Annotated in this window: 15 protein-coding genes, 1 pseudogene and 1 riboswitch; of the genes and pseudogenes, 8 read left to right on the plus strand and 8 right to left on the minus strand. The window is 71.1% G+C overall.

Features of this window, described 5'->3' with window-relative positions:
• The 5 genes from M3Q23_02935 to lpdA all read right to left on the minus strand — a co-directional run.
• Positions 1-684: E3 binding domain-containing protein (locus tag M3Q23_02935; GenBank protein MDP9341067.1), on the minus strand; the 684-nt coding region annotated here is incomplete at its 3' end.
• A 28-nt stretch (positions 685-712) separates the two neighbouring features.
• Positions 713-1,102, minus strand: a complete 390-nt coding sequence (locus M3Q23_02940; protein MDP9341068.1) for a hypothetical protein — start codon at positions 1,100-1,102, stop codon at positions 713-715.
• Positions 1,099-1,764, minus strand: a complete 666-nt coding sequence (locus M3Q23_02945) for a hypothetical protein (protein ID MDP9341069.1) — start codon at positions 1,762-1,764, stop codon at positions 1,099-1,101. The genes M3Q23_02940 and M3Q23_02945 overlap by 4 nt, the downstream gene beginning before the upstream one ends.
• On the minus strand, positions 1,764-2,600 hold the full coding sequence (locus M3Q23_02950; GenBank protein ID MDP9341070.1) for a thiamine pyrophosphate-dependent enzyme: 837 nt from the start codon (positions 2,598-2,600) through the stop codon (positions 1,764-1,766). The genes M3Q23_02945 and M3Q23_02950 overlap by 1 nt, the downstream gene beginning before the upstream one ends.
• Positions 2,601-2,617: 17 nt before the next feature.
• The gene (lpdA, locus tag M3Q23_02955) at positions 2,618-4,000 is read right to left on the minus strand and encodes a dihydrolipoyl dehydrogenase (protein ID MDP9341071.1); all 1,383 of its coding nucleotides are present in this window, start codon (positions 3,998-4,000) and stop codon (positions 2,618-2,620) included.
• A gap of 97 nt (positions 4,001-4,097) precedes the next feature.
• Between lpdA and gcvT the strand changes: the two genes are divergently transcribed.
• Positions 4,098-5,204 carry a glycine cleavage system aminomethyltransferase GcvT gene (gene gcvT, locus M3Q23_02960; protein MDP9341072.1) on the plus strand — a complete coding sequence of 369 codons (1,107 nt, stop codon included), beginning with the start codon at positions 4,098-4,100 and terminating at the stop codon, positions 5,202-5,204.
• Positions 5,205-5,255: 51 nt separating this feature from the next.
• Here gcvT and M3Q23_02965 read toward each other — a convergent pair whose 3' ends face one another.
• A complete protein-coding gene (locus M3Q23_02965) occupies positions 5,256-5,975 on the minus strand; it encodes a hypothetical protein (protein MDP9341073.1) in 720 nt (239 codons plus the stop codon).
• Positions 5,976-6,130: 155 nt separating this feature from the next.
• Positions 6,131-6,270: riboswitch (cobalamin riboswitch) on the plus strand.
• Positions 6,271-6,318: 48 nt separating this feature from the next.
• On the opposite strand from M3Q23_02965, the gene M3Q23_02970 reads away from it, so the two are divergent.
• Genes M3Q23_02970 through M3Q23_02980 form a run of 3 tightly spaced genes read left to right on the plus strand, consistent with a single transcriptional unit; the run spans position 6,319 to position 9,627 of the window.
• Positions 6,319-7,317, plus strand: coding sequence for a helical backbone metal receptor (locus M3Q23_02970; GenBank protein MDP9341074.1), 999 nt, complete (start codon positions 6,319-6,321; stop codon positions 7,315-7,317).
• 13 nt (positions 7,318-7,330) lie between these two features.
• Positions 7,331-8,371 carry an iron ABC transporter permease gene (locus tag M3Q23_02975; GenBank protein MDP9341075.1) on the plus strand — a complete coding sequence of 347 codons (1,041 nt, stop codon included), beginning with the start codon at positions 7,331-7,333 and terminating at the stop codon, positions 8,369-8,371.
• Entirely contained in the window at positions 8,368-9,627 is a 1,260-nt protein-coding gene (locus M3Q23_02980) for an ABC transporter ATP-binding protein (GenBank protein MDP9341076.1), read from the plus strand. The genes M3Q23_02975 and M3Q23_02980 overlap by 4 nt, the downstream gene beginning before the upstream one ends.
• Here M3Q23_02980 and M3Q23_02985 read toward each other — a convergent pair.
• Both M3Q23_02985 and M3Q23_02990 read right to left on the minus strand, forming a co-directional pair.
• On the minus strand, positions 9,597-10,838 hold the full coding sequence (locus M3Q23_02985; GenBank protein MDP9341077.1) for an ATP-binding protein: 1,242 nt from the start codon (positions 10,836-10,838) through the stop codon (positions 9,597-9,599). The genes M3Q23_02980 and M3Q23_02985 overlap by 31 nt on opposite strands.
• A 70-nt stretch (positions 10,839-10,908) precedes the next feature.
• Positions 10,909-11,535, minus strand: a complete 627-nt coding sequence (locus tag M3Q23_02990) for a response regulator transcription factor (protein ID MDP9341078.1) — start codon at positions 11,533-11,535, stop codon at positions 10,909-10,911.
• A 69-nt stretch (positions 11,536-11,604) separates the two neighbouring features.
• Between M3Q23_02990 and M3Q23_02995 the strand changes: the two genes are divergently transcribed.
• The 4 genes and pseudogenes from M3Q23_02995 (at position 11,605) to M3Q23_03010 (ending at position 14,937) form a co-directional block, all read left to right on the plus strand.
• Positions 11,605-11,964, plus strand: coding sequence for a metal-sulfur cluster assembly factor (locus tag M3Q23_02995; protein MDP9341079.1), 360 nt, complete (start codon positions 11,605-11,607; stop codon positions 11,962-11,964).
• Between the two features lie 183 nt (positions 11,965-12,147).
• Complete coding sequence (locus tag M3Q23_03000; protein MDP9341080.1) at positions 12,148-12,996, plus strand: sulfurtransferase; 849 nt, start codon at positions 12,148-12,150, stop codon at positions 12,994-12,996.
• A 266-nt stretch (positions 12,997-13,262) separates the two neighbouring features.
• Positions 13,263-14,675 (plus strand): Fe-S cluster assembly protein SufB, encoded by a 1,413-nt coding sequence (gene sufB / locus M3Q23_03005; GenBank protein ID MDP9341081.1) that lies wholly within the window; start codon positions 13,263-13,265, stop codon positions 14,673-14,675.
• 25 nt (positions 14,676-14,700) lie between these two features.
• Positions 14,701-14,937 (plus strand): annotated as a pseudogene (locus M3Q23_03010) (aminotransferase class V-fold PLP-dependent enzyme).
• The last annotated feature ends 136 nt before the right edge of the window (positions 14,938-15,073 follow it).

The raw sequence follows: 15,073 nt of genomic DNA on the forward strand, positions 1-15,073 counted from the left end.
GGGAGGGGCCGCGGCGCCGCCGGACTCGATGAAGGCCAGCACGTCGCGCTTGGTGATCCGCCCGCCCGTGCCCGTGCCCTGCACCTGCGCCAGGTCGAGGTCGTGCTCCTCCGCCAGCTTTCGAACGAGGGGGGACAGGATGTGGCTGCGGGGGCCCCCCGCCGAGGGGGCCTCGACGGCCGCCCTCTCCGCGGCCTGGGCTCGAGGCGCCGGAGCCGCCGCTACGGCCGCGGGCTCCCGTTCCTCGGGCCCCGGCTCCGGTGGCTCCTGCTCTTGCTCCCGGGGCTCAGGCTCGGGTGCAGCCTCGTCCTCGGCCGCCTCGTCCTCGGCTGCCTCTCGTGCCGGCGCCGCCTCCGGGGCCCCCTCCTCCGCTTCCGTTCTCGGCTCGGCCGACTCCTCCGGAGCTTCCTGCTCTTCCTCGGCGGCGGGCGCGGCGGCCTGCCCGTCGCCCTCCTCGATCTGGGCGAGCTCGGTCCCCACCGAGACCGTCTCGCCCTCCGGGACCAGGATCTTCGCCACCGTCCCCGCCACCGGCGACGGGACCTCGGTGTCGACCTTGTCCGTGGAGATCTCGAAGAGCGGCTCGTCGCGGTCGATGTGCTCGCCCTCCTGCTTCAGCCACTTCGTGATGGTCCCCTCGACGACGGTCTCGCCGAGCTGCGGCATGGTCACCTGGGTTGGCATGGACGTGGCCCTCCTTGGCCCTGAATACCTACCATCTCACGAGCTTGCGTGCCGCCTCCACGATGTCCTCGACCTGAGGCACGAACGCGTCCTGGAGCGGCGGCGAGAACGGCGCGGGTACGTTGGGAGGCGCGAGGCGGACCACCGGAGCGTCGAGGTGTGGGAATCCTTCCTCGGCGATCACCGCGGCGACCTCCGCGCCGACGCCCAGGAACCGGAGCGACTCGTACACCACGAGCGCCCTTCCGGTCCTGGACACGGACTCCAGGATCGCCGCGGTGTCCAGCGGCGAGATGGTCCGGAGATCGACCACCTCGGCGGAGATCCCCTCCTCGGCCAGGTCGTCCGCCGCCTCCAGGGCCCGGTGGACCATGGCGCCGTACGTCACGATGGTGACGTCCTGGCCGAGCCGCTTCACGTCGGCTTCCCGATCGGGACCAGGGCCTCCTGGTCGTCCGGGACGACCTCGCGGACCCGCCGGTACAGCCACCGGTGTTCCAGGAACACGCAGGGGTCATCGTCCCGGATGGCCGACTTGAGCAGCCCCTTGGCGTCGCTGGGGAAGGCGGGACAGAGGACCTTCAAGCTCGGGGCGTGTGCCAGCCGTGGCTCCGGGCTCTGGGAGTGGAACGGCCCGGCCAGCGCGCCCCCGCCGGACGGCCCCCGGACCACCAGCGGCACCGGCTCGCCGGTCCGGTAGTGGTGCGTCCCGGCCACCGTCGTCAGCTCGTCGAGGCCGCCGGCGGCCACGTCCGCGAACGCGAGCTCCACCACCGGGCGAAGCCCTTCCATGGCCGCGCTCATCGCCATCCCGACGAGGGCATCGCCGCGGGCGGGCACGTCCAGCACCCGATCCGGACCGAACCGCTCCGCGAATCCCCTGGTGACCCCGACGGTGCCGCCGCCGGCGCTCGCGCTCGGCTCCGAGCTCAGCAGGAACACCCGCTCGTCGCGCTCCATCTCCTCCCACAGGGCCTCCGCGATGGCGAGACGGAAGGTGGCCTCGCCCCGGTCGGTGCGGCTGCCCGGCGGCCGGGTGGCCTCTGCGCCCGCCCCCGCTCCACGCTCGGCCCGGAACATCACCCTCGCGTCCTCGAGCCCGCCGGCGCAGCGGTCTGGTCGCCCTCGCCGGCGAACATGACGGGGTTGGCGAACACGCCGCGGGTCAGTTCAGCCGGGTCCGGCAGTGGGGAGGACTGCGCGAACTCGTAGGCCTCGTTGAACTCCTTCTCCACCCGGGCCTGGATCGCGGCCACCTCCGCCTCGTCGACGGCCCCTTCGGACACCAACACCTCTGCGAACGACGACACCGGATCCCGCCTCGACGCGGCCGCTTCGACGATGGACGGCCCGCCGCCCGAGCGGGCTCGCTCCACGGCCTCCACCGCGGCCCCGTACACCTCCAGCACGTCGGAGCCGTCCACCCGGACGCTCGGTATCCCGGAGGCCGCCGCCCGGCTCGGCGCGGAGGAAGCCGCCCCGCTCTGCTCGACCACCCACACCACCGGGAGCCGGTGGATGGCCGAGGCTTCCACGGACTGGTTCCACCGCCCGCCCCAGGTCGCCTGGCCCGCGCTTCCGTCCCCGTCCCGCCCGCCGGTGGTACCGCCGGTCCGGCCCCACACGTTGGCCAGGGCCCGCCCCAGCCTGACCCCTTTGGCCAGCAGCGCGAAGAGATCCCACTCCGTTCCGAACAGCGAGTCGTCGGGCCGGAGCACGTGCGCCACGGCGACGTGCGTGCCCTCCCGGCCGCGATCGAAGTGGATCGGGCCCGGAATCCGGCCCTGACGGTGCATCGACTCCATGCGCTCCTGGACGTGGCGGCTCAGCTTGAGCAGATACAGGATTCGCCGGGCTTCCTCCGGCTCGGGCTTCCCATCCCCCTGCCCCCGCCCCTGCTCCCGCGCCTTCGGCACCGGACCGTCCTCGCGGCCTAGGCGGTGTGCAGGGGCTTGCCCGCCAGCGCCAGGTGCGCCTCGCCGATGGCCTCCGACAGCGTGGGGTGGGGGTGGATGAGCGCGGCGACCTCTGCCGGCGCCGCTTCCCAGTTCGTGATGAGCATGGCCTCGGCCACCAGGTCGGTGACGTGCGGACCGATCAGGTGCACGCCCAGGACCGGGCCGCCTCCCTTCTGCGCCAGCAGCTTCACCATCCCGCCCTCGCCCACGATGTCGGCCTTCCCGATGGCGGCCATGTTGAGCTTCTTCACCTCGACCTCGTACCCGCGCTCGCGGGCCTGCGCCTCGGTCAGCCCGACGGAGGAGACCTCCGGGGTCGAGAACGTCACCCGCGGCACGCCCGGGTAGTCGATCTCGGCGGGGTCCTCCCCGGCGATGCGCTCGGCCACGTTGATGCCCTCGGCGAACGAGACATGGGCCAGCTGGAACGGGGTGGCGGCGACGTCGCCCACCGCCCACACGTGCTCGGCCGTGGTCAGGAGCGAGCCGTTCACCTTCACGTACCCGCGCTCCAGCTCGACGCCGGCCTCCTCGTACCCGATGCCGTCGGAGATGGGGCCGCGACCCACCGCCACCAGGCAGATGTCGGCGGAGACCTCCTGGGTCTTGCCCCCGGCCTCATAGGTGACCTTCACGCTGTCGCCGGAATCCTTGACGTCCTGGACCTTCGCCCCCGCGAACGAGCGGATCTTGCGCTTGCGGAAGGCCCGATCCAGCTCCTTGGAGATGTCCTCGTCCTCCAGCGGGGCCAGGCGGGGGAGGGCCTCGATCAGCGTGACCTCCGCGCCGAAGGACCGGTAGAACGACGCGAACTCCAGGCCCACCGCCCCGGCCCCGATCACCACCGCCGACCGCGGGATGTAGGGCAGCACCAGCGCCTGGTCGCTGGTGATGATTCGCTCCGTGATCTCGAGTCCGGGCAACAGACGGGGGTACGAACCGGAGGCCAGCACGACGTCGGTGGCCTGGACGATGCGCCCGTCCACGTCGAACACCCGCTCGGGGGTCAGCTTGGCCCCCCCCTGGATCACGTCGATCTTGCGCATCTTGATCAGGCTGGTCAGGCCGCTCACCAGCTTGTCCACGACCTTGCGCTGGAACGCCAGCACGCCGTCCCAGTCCGGCTCCCCGGACGCCTTGATCCCCCATTCCTCGGAGCGGGTGACGCTGTCCAGGACCGCCGCCGACTGGAGCAGGGCCTTCGTTGGGATGCATCCGCGGAGCAGGCACGTCCCGCCCAGCCGGTCGTCGCGCTCGATCAGCGCCACGCGCTTGCCGAGCTCCGCCGCGCGTAGGGCGCACGCGTAGCCGCCCGTCCCGGCGCCGAGGATGGCCACGTCGTACGAGCTCTCAGCCATGCGCAGGTCCCTCCATCGAGGTGCTCGAACCGGTCAGCCATCGTACCGCCGCCGTGAGAACCGGCGCGAAACGCCGAGCCGCTAGGATTCCCAGGCGATGACCGAAACCGGGGACGTGGCCCTGAAGCGGACGCCGCTCGAGGACGAGCATCGGGCCCTCGGCGCCAAGATCGGCGCCTTCGCCGGGTGGGCCATGCCCATCGAGTACCGGGGCACCCTGGCCGAGCACCAGGCCGTCCGGGAACGGGTCGGCCTGTTCGACCTCATGCACCTGGGGAAGGTGATCGTGTCCGGGACCGGCGCCCTCGGCACCCTCCAGCGCACCGTGACCAACGACGTGGCGAAGGTGGGCGCCGGCCGGGCCCAGTACAACACCGTGCTGAACGAGCGCGGCGGGATCGTCGACGACCTCATCGTGTACCGGCTGGGGGAGGAGCGGTACTACGTGGTGCCGAACGCGGCCAACACCGCGCGCGTCCACGCGATCCTGCTGGACGAGGCCGACGACGCGGACGTGGTCCTGCACGAGGACTGGTGCTTCCTGGCCGTGCAGGGGCCGCGGTCGGTCGAGGTGGTGTCGTCGCTGTTCCCCGAGGCCGCCCAGCTCGGGTACATGCACTGCATCGAGACCCGGTTCGAGGGCCAGCCGGTGATCCTGACCCGTTCCGGCTACACCGGCGAGGTGGGCTTCGAGCTGTTCCCGCCGGAATCGGTGGTGCGTTTGCTGTGGCGGGCGGTCCTGGAGGCGGGCCAGGCGCACGGGATCGAGCCGATCGGGCTGGGGGCCCGGGACACGCTGCGGCTGGAGATGGGATACCCGCTGCACGGCCAGGACATCTCCGAGGAACGCACGCCGCTCGAGGCCGGGCTGTCGTGGGCCGTGGCCATGGACAAGGGCGAGTTCCGGGGCCGCGAGGCCCTGGTGAAGCAGAAGGCGGAGGGGATCCCGGCGCGGCTGTGGGGGCTGCGGATGCAGGACCGGCTGATCCCCCGCTCGCACTACCCGGTGGCGGCGGGCGACGAGTGGGTGGGGGAGACCACCAGCGGGACGTTCTCGCCGACGCTGCGGGCGGGGATCGCGCTGGCCTACCTCCAGCCCCGGGAGCGGTTCTCCCCGGGCGACGAGGTGGAGGTGGACGTCCGGCGAAAGCGCGGGCGCGCCCTGGTCACGAAGCCACCGTTCGTGGACCGCAGCCCGAAATAGAAAGCACTCCAGCCGGGGTGGGGGTTGGGGAGGGGTGGCCCCTCCCCAAATCTACCGGAGCTGCGAGCGCTTTGCCGCGTGGATGAGCTGCGAGACGGACGTCGTGTCGAAGCGCGCGGACATCAGCATCGTGCGAAGGCGCTTCGCCGCGTCGGGGCTGTCCTGGACCACCGCCAGCACCACGTACAGCCCCGAGGTGGGGATCCCGACGTGGCGCACCGGGCCGAACCCCGGCGCGGCCACGAAGTAGGCGAACCGGGTGTGATGCCCGTCGCTCCGGCAGGTGCCGCGTCCCCGCACCGCGTAGTCGGAGGCCGACCACGTGTCCCCCGCGAACGCGGGACGGTGGTCGACGATGACCTCGGCGTGGGCCGAACGGCAGGAATGCGACGTGGCCACCTGAGGGATGGCCGCCCCGGAGGCCGCCAGGTAGTAGTAGTTGAACGGGATCCCGACACGGGCCACGTCGACCCACATCGCCTCGAGCCCGGGGACCGTTCCGTCCATGCTGGCCCATCCGTCCAGGTTCGGCGACGCCACCACGCCCTCCCGCAGCGGGTCGTCGGCGATGGATGCCACCGTCCACTGCTTCGGAACGAGGGCCTGGACCTCCCCGGAGCTGACCATCTCGAAGGGGGTGGGCCGGTCGGCCACGGCGGGTGCGGGGACCACCCTGACGTCCGCGGAGGCGACGGAGCCGTTGCCTGAGGGCGCATGGACACAAGCCGCCGACAACACGGCGACGCAGCATCCCGTGATGATCCGTCGCACCGCCTCGAAACCCCCGTGGCAGTCTAGCCACCCGCCTCCGATCGTGCCACCGGTGTACGATCCGCCCAATTGAACATCGCTCTCGTGGTGGCCCACGCCGGGGATGGCACCCGGCGGAGGCCCCACCGGGGCCGGGGAGGACCCTCGGGCCTGGGAAGAGGGAAGCCGGTGAGATTCCGGCACGGTCGCGCCACTGTGACCGGGGAGCGAACCGAGACACGCCACTGGCGAGCCGCGCGAGTGCGGGGCGAGCCGGGAAGGTTCGGGGAGCGACGATCCGGGAGTCAGGAGACCTGCCTCGGGAGGCGGAGCACGCGTTCCTTCGCGTGAGAGGAGGCGCTCCATGAACAGGTGTGTCACCCGGCTCGCCGTTCCCCTGATCCTGGCCGCCGTGATGGCGGCGGGGTGCGCGAGCCGCTCCACCACGACGCCCGCCGCCTCGCCCCGATCGCCCGCGGCGTCGGCCACGTCGGCCACGGCGTCCACGTCGTCCCCGTCGTCGGTCGCACCCGCTTCGGCGTTCCCCGTCACCCTCACCGACGACGACGGCGTCTCGGTGACGCTGAAGGCCCCCCCGCAGCGGATCGTCACGTTCGCCCCGGCGAACACCGAGATCCTGTTCGCGCTCGGCCTGGGCGACCGGGTCGTCGGTGTGTCGGGCCGGTATGACAACTACCCGCCGGCGGCGCGGCAGATCGAGGAGGTCGGCGGCTCGACCGGGGTCGCGCCGAACATCGAGAAGGTGGTGTCCCTCCAGCCCGACCTGCTGCTCGCGACGTCGGGGGGCGAGGACTGGAAGCAGCGCCTCCGCCAGGTGGGGGTCACCGTGTTCAGCATCGACGCCACGAGCTTCGACGACGTGCTGCACGACATCCAGACCGTCGGGAAGCTGACGGGCGCGGAGCAGCCGGCCGCCGCGCTGGCCGCGAACATGGCCGCGGAGGCGGCGGAGATCAAGGCCCGCGTGGCCGCCGCCCCCGCGGTGAGCTGCTTCTACGAGGTCTACTACCAGCCGCCCGTGTACACGGTGGGCCCCGGCTCGTTCGTGTTCAGCCTGCTGAAGCTGGCCGGGTGCGACCCGGTGACGGCGAACCTGAACACGCAGTACCCCCAGATGTCCGTGGAGGCCATCGTGAGGGCCGACCCGGACGTGTACCTGGTGGACTCGCTGTCCGCGCCCTCGGTGGCGGCGGTGGCGAAGCGGCCGGGGTACGACGCGCTGTCCGCGGTGCGGGACCAGCGGGTGGTGTTCATCGACTCCGACCTGGTGACCCGCCCCGGCCCTCGGGTCGTGGACGGGCTGCGGGAGCTGGCCGACGCCCTCCACCCGAGCTCGGGCTGACGGGAGGACGAGCGTGGGCGGCCGGCGCTTCCGGGTCACTCTGGCCGTGCTGGCCGCCGCGCTCCTGGTGGCCGTGCTGCTGGGCGTGGGCCTGGGCGCGGTGTGGATCTCGCCCCTCACCACGCTCCGGCTGTTCGCCTGGAAGGTCCACCTGGCCGGCCGGCCCGACGTCTCGCGGGCCACCGAGGTGATCGTGTTCCAGCTGCGCCTGCCCCGGGTCCTGCTGGCCGTGGTGGTGGGCGCGGGCCTGGCCGTGGCCGGGACCGTGTTCCAGGGGCTGTTCCGAAACCCCATGGCCGACCCCGCCGTCATCGGGGTGTCCTCGGGCGCCGCGCTGGGGGCCACCGTGGTCATCGTGGCCGGCGGGACGGGAGCGCTGGGCGGCCTGGGGGTCCCGCTGGCGGCGTTCGCGGGGGCGGTGGCGACCGCCTTCCTGGTGTACCGGCTGGCCCGGATCGGGCCGGCCGTGCACGCCGCCACCCTGCTGCTGGCCGGGATCGCGGTGGCTGCCGTCGTCTCGGCCGGGATCTCGCTGGTGATGTCGTTCACCAGCCAGCAGATCCAGAACATCTACTTCTGGCTGCTGGGAGGCCTGGGAGGGCGGAGCTGGGGCCAGCTGGAAGCGGCGGGCGGTCTGGTGGCGGCCGGCGTCGTGGCTGCGTTCGCGCTGGCGCCGTCCCTGAACCTGTTCACGCTGGGCGAGGAGCGGGCCGCCCAGCTCGGCGTGGAGCTGGACCGGTTCAAGCGGCAGTCCATGGTCGTCGGTTCCCTGCTCGCGGCGGCCGCGGTCTCGGTGTCCGGCGTGATCGGGTTCGTCGGGCTGATGACCCCGCACCTATTGCGAACGGTGGTGGGCTCCGACCACCGCCGGCTGCTCCCCGCCGCCGTCCTGGGGGGCCCCACCCTGCTGATCCTGGCGGACCTGGCGGCCCGGACGGCGGTCGCGCCGGAGGAGCTGCCCGTGGGCGCTGTGACCGCCGTCCTGGGCGGGCCGTTCTTCCTGTACCTGCTGCGGCGAGAGCGCCGCACGGCCCCGGGAATGGTGCCCGCGTGAACCCTCGGCGGCCCGCGCCGGCGCTGGTGATGGAGGACGTCGTCGCCGGCTACGGCGAAGCTGAGGTGCTGCACGGCGTGAGCCTGGAGGTGGCGCCCGGCGAGGTGGTCGGGCTGCTCGGGCCGAACGGTTCCGGCAAGACCACGCTGCTGCGGGTGGCGTCCCGCGCCCTGCGGCCCCGGAGCGGCCGGGTCACCGTGGCCGGCCACGACCCCTACGCGCTCTCCGCTCGCCGGGCCGCCCAGCTCGTGGCGGTGGTGCCCCAGCAGGTCCTCCCGGCCTTCTCGTTCAGCGCGCTGGAGGTCGTCCTGATGGGCCGCTCCCCCCACCGGTCGGCGTGGCGGGCCGGCGCTCCGGAGGACTGGGCACTCGTTCGCCGGGCCATGGAATCCACCCGGGTCCAGCACCTGGCCGAGCGGCCCGTCGACGAGCTCTCCGGCGGCGAGCGGCAGCTGGTGATCCTGGCCCAGGCCCTGGCCCAGGACGCCCCCGTGCTCCTGCTGGACGAGCCCACCACCCACCTCGACATCGGCCACGTCGTGGACCTCCTGGGCACGGTCCGGCGGCTGGCGGGGGAAGGGCGGGCCGTTCTGGCCGTGTTCCACGACCTGAACCTGGCCGCGGCCACCTGCGCCCGCCTAATCGCCCTGTCCGAGGGGCGGGTGGCGGCGGAGGGATCGCCCGAGCGCGTCGTCACCGCCCGCACGCTCCGCCGGGTGTACGGCGTCGACGCCGACGTGCATCCGAACCCCGCCACCGGACGGCCCGTGGTCAGCCTGGGCCCGTCGCCCGCACGGTCGATGCGTCCCCGGCGGCTCCGGGCCCACGTCATCGGCGGCGCGGGCCGGGGGGCGCCGGTCATGCGGGCCCTGGTGGAGCGGGGCTACGAGGTCAGCGCGGGCGTGCTCCACGGCAGCGACACCGACACCATCGTGGCCGAGCGGCTGAACCTGCTGCGCGTCTCGGTTCCGCCGTTCTCGGAGATCGACCCGGCCAGCGCGGAGGATTGCCGCCGGATGATGGCGGGCGTGGACCTGCTGGTGCTGTGCGACGCGCCGTTCGGCCCGGGCAACGTGGAGAACCTCCGCCTGGCCCGGGACGCGGCTCGCGCCGGCACCCGCGTGGTCGTGCTGGAGCAGATCCCCGTGCCCGAACGCGACTTCACGGGCGGCGTCGCCACGGCTCTGTGGAACGAGATCCGGGCGGAGGCCGAGGTGGCCGGGAGCTACGACGCGGTGCTGTCGGTGGTGTCCTGAGCGGTCACGTCGCCGGCCCGCCGGAGCCCGCCGAACTCCTGCTCCGCCCCGGGCGGCGCCGTCGGGATGCAGAACGACACCCGGGTCCCGCCCCCGGGCAGCGGATCGGCCCACAGGATGCCGCCGTGCAGCAGGATCAGCCGCCGGGCCAGGTGCAGCCCGAGCCCCACGCCGGCCCGCTCCTTTCGCAGGATCTCCTCCCCGGTGACGAACGGCTCGGAGAACGCGAGGGACGCGACGTCCCGCCGGAGCCCCAGGCCCCGGTCCATCACCGAGAACAGGATGCCCTCGTCCACCTGACGCAGACGGACCGTCACGCTCGACCCCGGCTGGGAGTACCGGCAGGCGTTGTCCACCAGCTGGGCGATGGCCTCGGAGATCCGCGCGGGATCCACCACGGCCACGACCCGGTCGCCCATGTCCTCGATCAGCCGGACCTGGGAGTACTTCTGGCCCAGACGCTCGGTCACCTCCATGAGGAGCGCCGTCAGGTCGCTGCGGGCCAGATGGAACGTGACGTTGTCGCGGTCCAGGTCGGCGATGGCGAGGATCTCCTCGACCAGGGCCGTCAGCCGGTCCACGGCCTTGTCCATCCGCTTCAGGAACTCGGCGGCGTCATCCTCGGAAAGCTTGCGCTCCCGCAGCAGGTGGGTGATGCCCTTCACGATGGTGACGGGGGTCCGGAGCTCGTGGGACACGTTCGCCAGGAACTCCGCCTTGGCGTGGGTGACCTCCTGGACCTTGATCGTGGCCTCGGCCAGGGCCCGCCCGAGCTCGCTTTCCCGGTGGATGCCGTCGGCCAGCCGCCCCAGGAGCTGCGCCGCGACCCGCGGCGAGACCACGGCGCCGCCGTCCAGCACCGGTCCCAGGGCCTGGATCACCTCGCCGGGGCCGTTGTCCTTCAGCACGTAGGCGTGCGCGCCGGCCCGGATGAGCTCGGCGGCGTCCTCCGGGTCGGGAGAGCCGGCCCAGCAGATCACGCGGCTCTGCGGCGCCGCCGTCCGGAGCCGTTCGATCAGCGCCGTGCCGAACAGGCGGGGGATCACGGGATCGGTGACGATCACGTCCGGCCGGGTCCGCACGGCCAGCTCGACGGTGTGGTACCCGTCCGTGCTCGCCTCGGTGGTCACGTCCCACGCCGAACGGGCCAGCGCGTGCTCGAGCATGGCCACGTCGGGCGGGGAGCCGGAGAGCAGGAGCTTGACGGCCATGTCCTTCATGTATCGACCGAAAGGGCCCCCGATCTGAAATCCGGAAGCCGAAGTAGCCGAAGAAGAGCGGCTACTCCACCAGGCCCCGGCGGATGGCGATGGCCACGGCCTGGGCCCGGTCGTTCGCTCCGAGCTTCTCGAAGATCCGCTCCAGGTGCGTCTTCACCGTGTGCGGCGAGATGCCCAGGTCGTGGGCCACTTCCTTGGTGGTGGAGCCGTAGGCCACCATCTGGAGGATCTGCACCTCGCGCTTGGACAGGGGAGTGTCGGGGCGACGGTCCACGAACCGGACCTCCTCGATGAAGGCCCGGGTCAGGCTGGGATGGATGACCGCCTTGTCCTCCATGGCCAGCCGCGCCGCGTTCACCAGCTCCTCCGCCGAGACGTCCTTCAGCAGGTAGCCGGACACCCCCGCCTGGATGGCCTCGGCGATGGCCTGGCGGGACTCCTCCACGGTGAAAAGGATGACCCGGGTCCCAGGGTTCTCCTCGCGGATGATCCGGGTGGCCTCGATGCCGCCCATCCCGGGCATCCGGACGTCCATGAACACCACGTCCGGGTGCAGCTGGGCCACCGCGTCGACGGCCTCCTCGCCGGTGGTGGCCTGCCCCACGATCTCGACCTCGTCGGAGTTGGCAAGCGTAAACTTCAGGCCGTCCAGGGTGACCGGGTGGTCGTCGACCACCAGGATTCGCATGGGCACGCACGACCTCCCGGGGCGCGTCGGTTGGGGGACTGTCGGTAGAATATCCGTGAGGTGGCGTCCATGAGCGAGATCGACTCAGAAAACGGCAACGGCGAGGTTTCCCCGAACGGGGATGCCGTGGTGGCTCTGAAGGAGCGTGTGCTCGAGGCCCTGTCCAACGTCCACGACCCCGAGCTCGGCATCAACATCGTCGACCTGGGGCTGGTGTACGACGTCCGCATCGAGGAGGGCCTCGTGCACGTCACGTACACCCTGACCACCATGGGCTGCCCGATCGGGCCGCTCATCGAGGGCCAGATGGAGCAGCTCCTGGCCGAGGTGGACGGCGTGAAGGGGTTCGAGGCCGAGATGGTCCTGCGGCCGCCCTGGACCCCAGAGATGATGTCCGAGGAGGCGAAGGCCGCGCTCGGGTACTTCTAGACGAGCGGGTTCCGCTCCCTTCCGGAAGCCGCCCCGAGAAGGCCACGACCCTCGGCCACACGTTGCACCTGCATCGTCGTCAGCTCCGTTTCGCACGGAATCTCTTGCACTTGCAATCCGCGGCGGCCTGGTGCTGTAATTCCTATCTCGCAGATAGGGAATCGACCCAAGGGGAGGTAGCGCATGGCCGAATACGCGAATCCGGACGCCCTCGTCGAGACGGACTGGCTGGAAGAGAACCGGAGCGACCCGTCCATCCGGGTCGTCGAGGTCGACGAGGACACCACCGCCTACGAGAAGGGCCATATCCCTGGGGCGGTGGCCTGGAACTGGACCACCGACCTGCACGCGCCGACCGGCCGTGACTTCGTCAACCAGGAGCAGTTCTCCCGGCTGCTGAATCGGTCCGGGGTCGGCGACGACACCACGGTGGTGCTGTACGGGGGCAACAACAACTGGTTCGCCGCCTACGCCTACTGGCTGGCGCGCTACCTGGGCTACGGCAGCGTCAAGCTCCTGAACGGCGGCAGGAAGAAGTGGGAGCTCGAGTCGCGCGAGCTGACCCAGGACGTACCGTCCTACGACGCCACCGACTGCTCGGTGGAGGGGCCGGTGGTGGGCGACTTCCGGGCGTTCCGAGAGGAAGTCCTGGACAAGGTCAACGAGGGCGAGGCGTCCTTCGTGGATGTGCGCTCCCCGGAGGAGTACCGGGGCGAGAAGCTCGCCCCCGACCACCTCCCGCAGGAGCAAGCGCAGGTCCCCGGCCACATCCCGGGCGCGGCCAACATCCCGTGGAGCAAGGCCGCCAACGACGACGGCACCTTCAAGTCGGCGGACGAGCTCGCGGAGCTGTACCAGGGGGCCGGGGTGACCCCCGACAAGGAGGTCATCGCCTACTGCCGGATCGGGGAGCGCTCGTCGCACACCTGGTTCGTCCTGCGCGAGCTCCTGGGCTACGAGAACGTGAAGAACTACGACGGCAGCTGGACGGAATACGGCTCGCTGGTCGGTGTGCCGGTGGAGAAGGGCTAGCCCGAGCCTCCTCCCCGGTCTCGCGACGCAGGGGGGTGCCGCCTTCGGGCGGCGCCCCCTCCGCGTCTCCAGGCCCCTTTTTCTTCGCGATGGCCCCGCCAGCCGCTGTGGGGCACGGTAATTCCGACTTCCCAGATCGACTTTGAGGTGTCCCGCGGGCTACACTGTGTGTGCACCGGCGGCAGGGGATCCGCGCCCGAAGCGAGGATCTCGACCCGCCGGGTAGAATTCGAGCGAGTCCACCTACGCGATCGAGGTGACCACAGTTGGCAGTCACCCAGGAAGAGCACCTCTCAGAGCTCAGCAAGGGCTATCGCTTCGGCTGGCACGACCCCGAGCACTACGTGTTCCAGCCCAAGAGGGGCCTGTCCGAGGAGGTCGTCGAGGAGATCTCCTGGCTCAAGCAGGAGCCGGAGTGGATGCGCAAGTTCCGCCTGAAGGCGCTCAAGCACTTCCGGGCCCGGCCCATGCCGTGGTGGGGCGCCGACCTGTCCGACATCGACTTCGAGAACATCTACTACTTCATCCGGGCCACCGAGAAGCAGGCCCAGTCCTGGGAGGACCTGCCCGACGACATCAAGGGCACCTGGGACCGCTTGGGCATCCCGGAGGCCGAGAAGAAGTACCTCGGGGGCGTGTCGGCCCAGTACGAGAGCGAGGTCGTCTACCACAAGATCCGCGACGAGCTGGACGCCATGGGCGTGCTCTTCTGCGACATGGACACGGCGCTGCGCGAGCATCCCGACATCGTCAAGGAGTACTTCGGCACGATCATTCCGCCCAACGACAACAAGTTCGCCGCGCTGAATAGCGCTGTCTGGTCAGGCGGCTCGTTCGTTTGGGTGCCGGCCGGCGTGAAGGTGGAAGTCCCGCTGCAGGCTTACTTCCGCATCAACGCCGAGAACATGGGCCAGTTCGAGCGCACGCTGATCATCGTCGACGAGGGCGCATACGTGCACTACGTCGAAGGGTGTACGGCACCGATCTACTCCACGGACTCGCTGCACAGCGCCGTCGTGGAGATCATCGTGAAGAAGGACGCCCGCTGTCGCTACACGACGATCCAGAACTGGTCGAACAACGTCTACAACCTGGTCACCAAGCGCGCGGTCGCCTACGAGAACGCGACGATGGAGTGGGTCGACGGGAACCTCGGCTCGAAGCTGACGATGAAGTACCCGGCGATCTGGCTGCTCGGCGAGGGCGCGCACGGCGAGGTGCTCTCGATCGCCTTCGCGGGCGAGGGCCAGCACCAGGATGCGGGCGGCAAGTGCGTCCACGTAGCGCCGAACACGACGTCCGTGATCAACTCGAAGTCGATTTCGAAGGACGGAGGGCGTGCGGGCTACCGCGGCCTGCTCGAGGTGGCGAAGGGCGCGCACGGCGCAAAGTCGAAGGTGGTCTGCGACGCGCTGATCCTCGACGAGGACTCGCGCTCGGACACCTACCCGTACATCAGGATCGACGAGAACGAGGTGGACATCGGCCACGAGGCGACGGTCTCAAAGATCGGCGAGGAGCAGCTTTTCTACCTGATGTCGCGCGGGCTCCCCGAGGCCGAGGCGTCGGCGATGGTGGTGAGCGGCTTCGTCGAGCCGATCACGAAGGAGCTGCCGCTGGAGTACGCGGTCGAGATGAACCGCCTAATCCAGCTGCAGATGGAGGGCTCGGTTGGCTAAGGCCGCAGAGGCCGTCGAGGCGGCGATCGCAGGAGAGGCCAAGCTCGACGCGCACACGCTCCGCACGGACTTTCCGATCTTCCAGCAGCGCGTCCACGGCAAGCCGCTCGCCTACCTCGACTCCGCGGTGAGCGCGCAGAAGCCGCGGCAGGTGCTCGACGCCCAGCGCGGGTTCTACGAGACGTCCTACACCAACGTCCATCGCGGCGTCTACCTGCTCGCCGAGCGGGCGACCGAGCGCTTCGAGGGCTCGCGCGAGACGTTCGACCGCATCCTCGGCAAGCGCCGCAGGCCTTCACGGGCGACGCCGAAGCCCTTCATCCGCGAGCGGCGGGTGATCGAGCGCGAGGAGGCGGGCTCGCTGACGGGCGCGGCGATCTAGCGGTGCTTCGCCGGGG

The organism is Actinomycetota bacterium (genome assembly GCA_030774015.1).
GTDB lineage: Bacteria > Actinomycetota > UBA4738 > UBA4738 > JACQTL01 > JALYLZ01.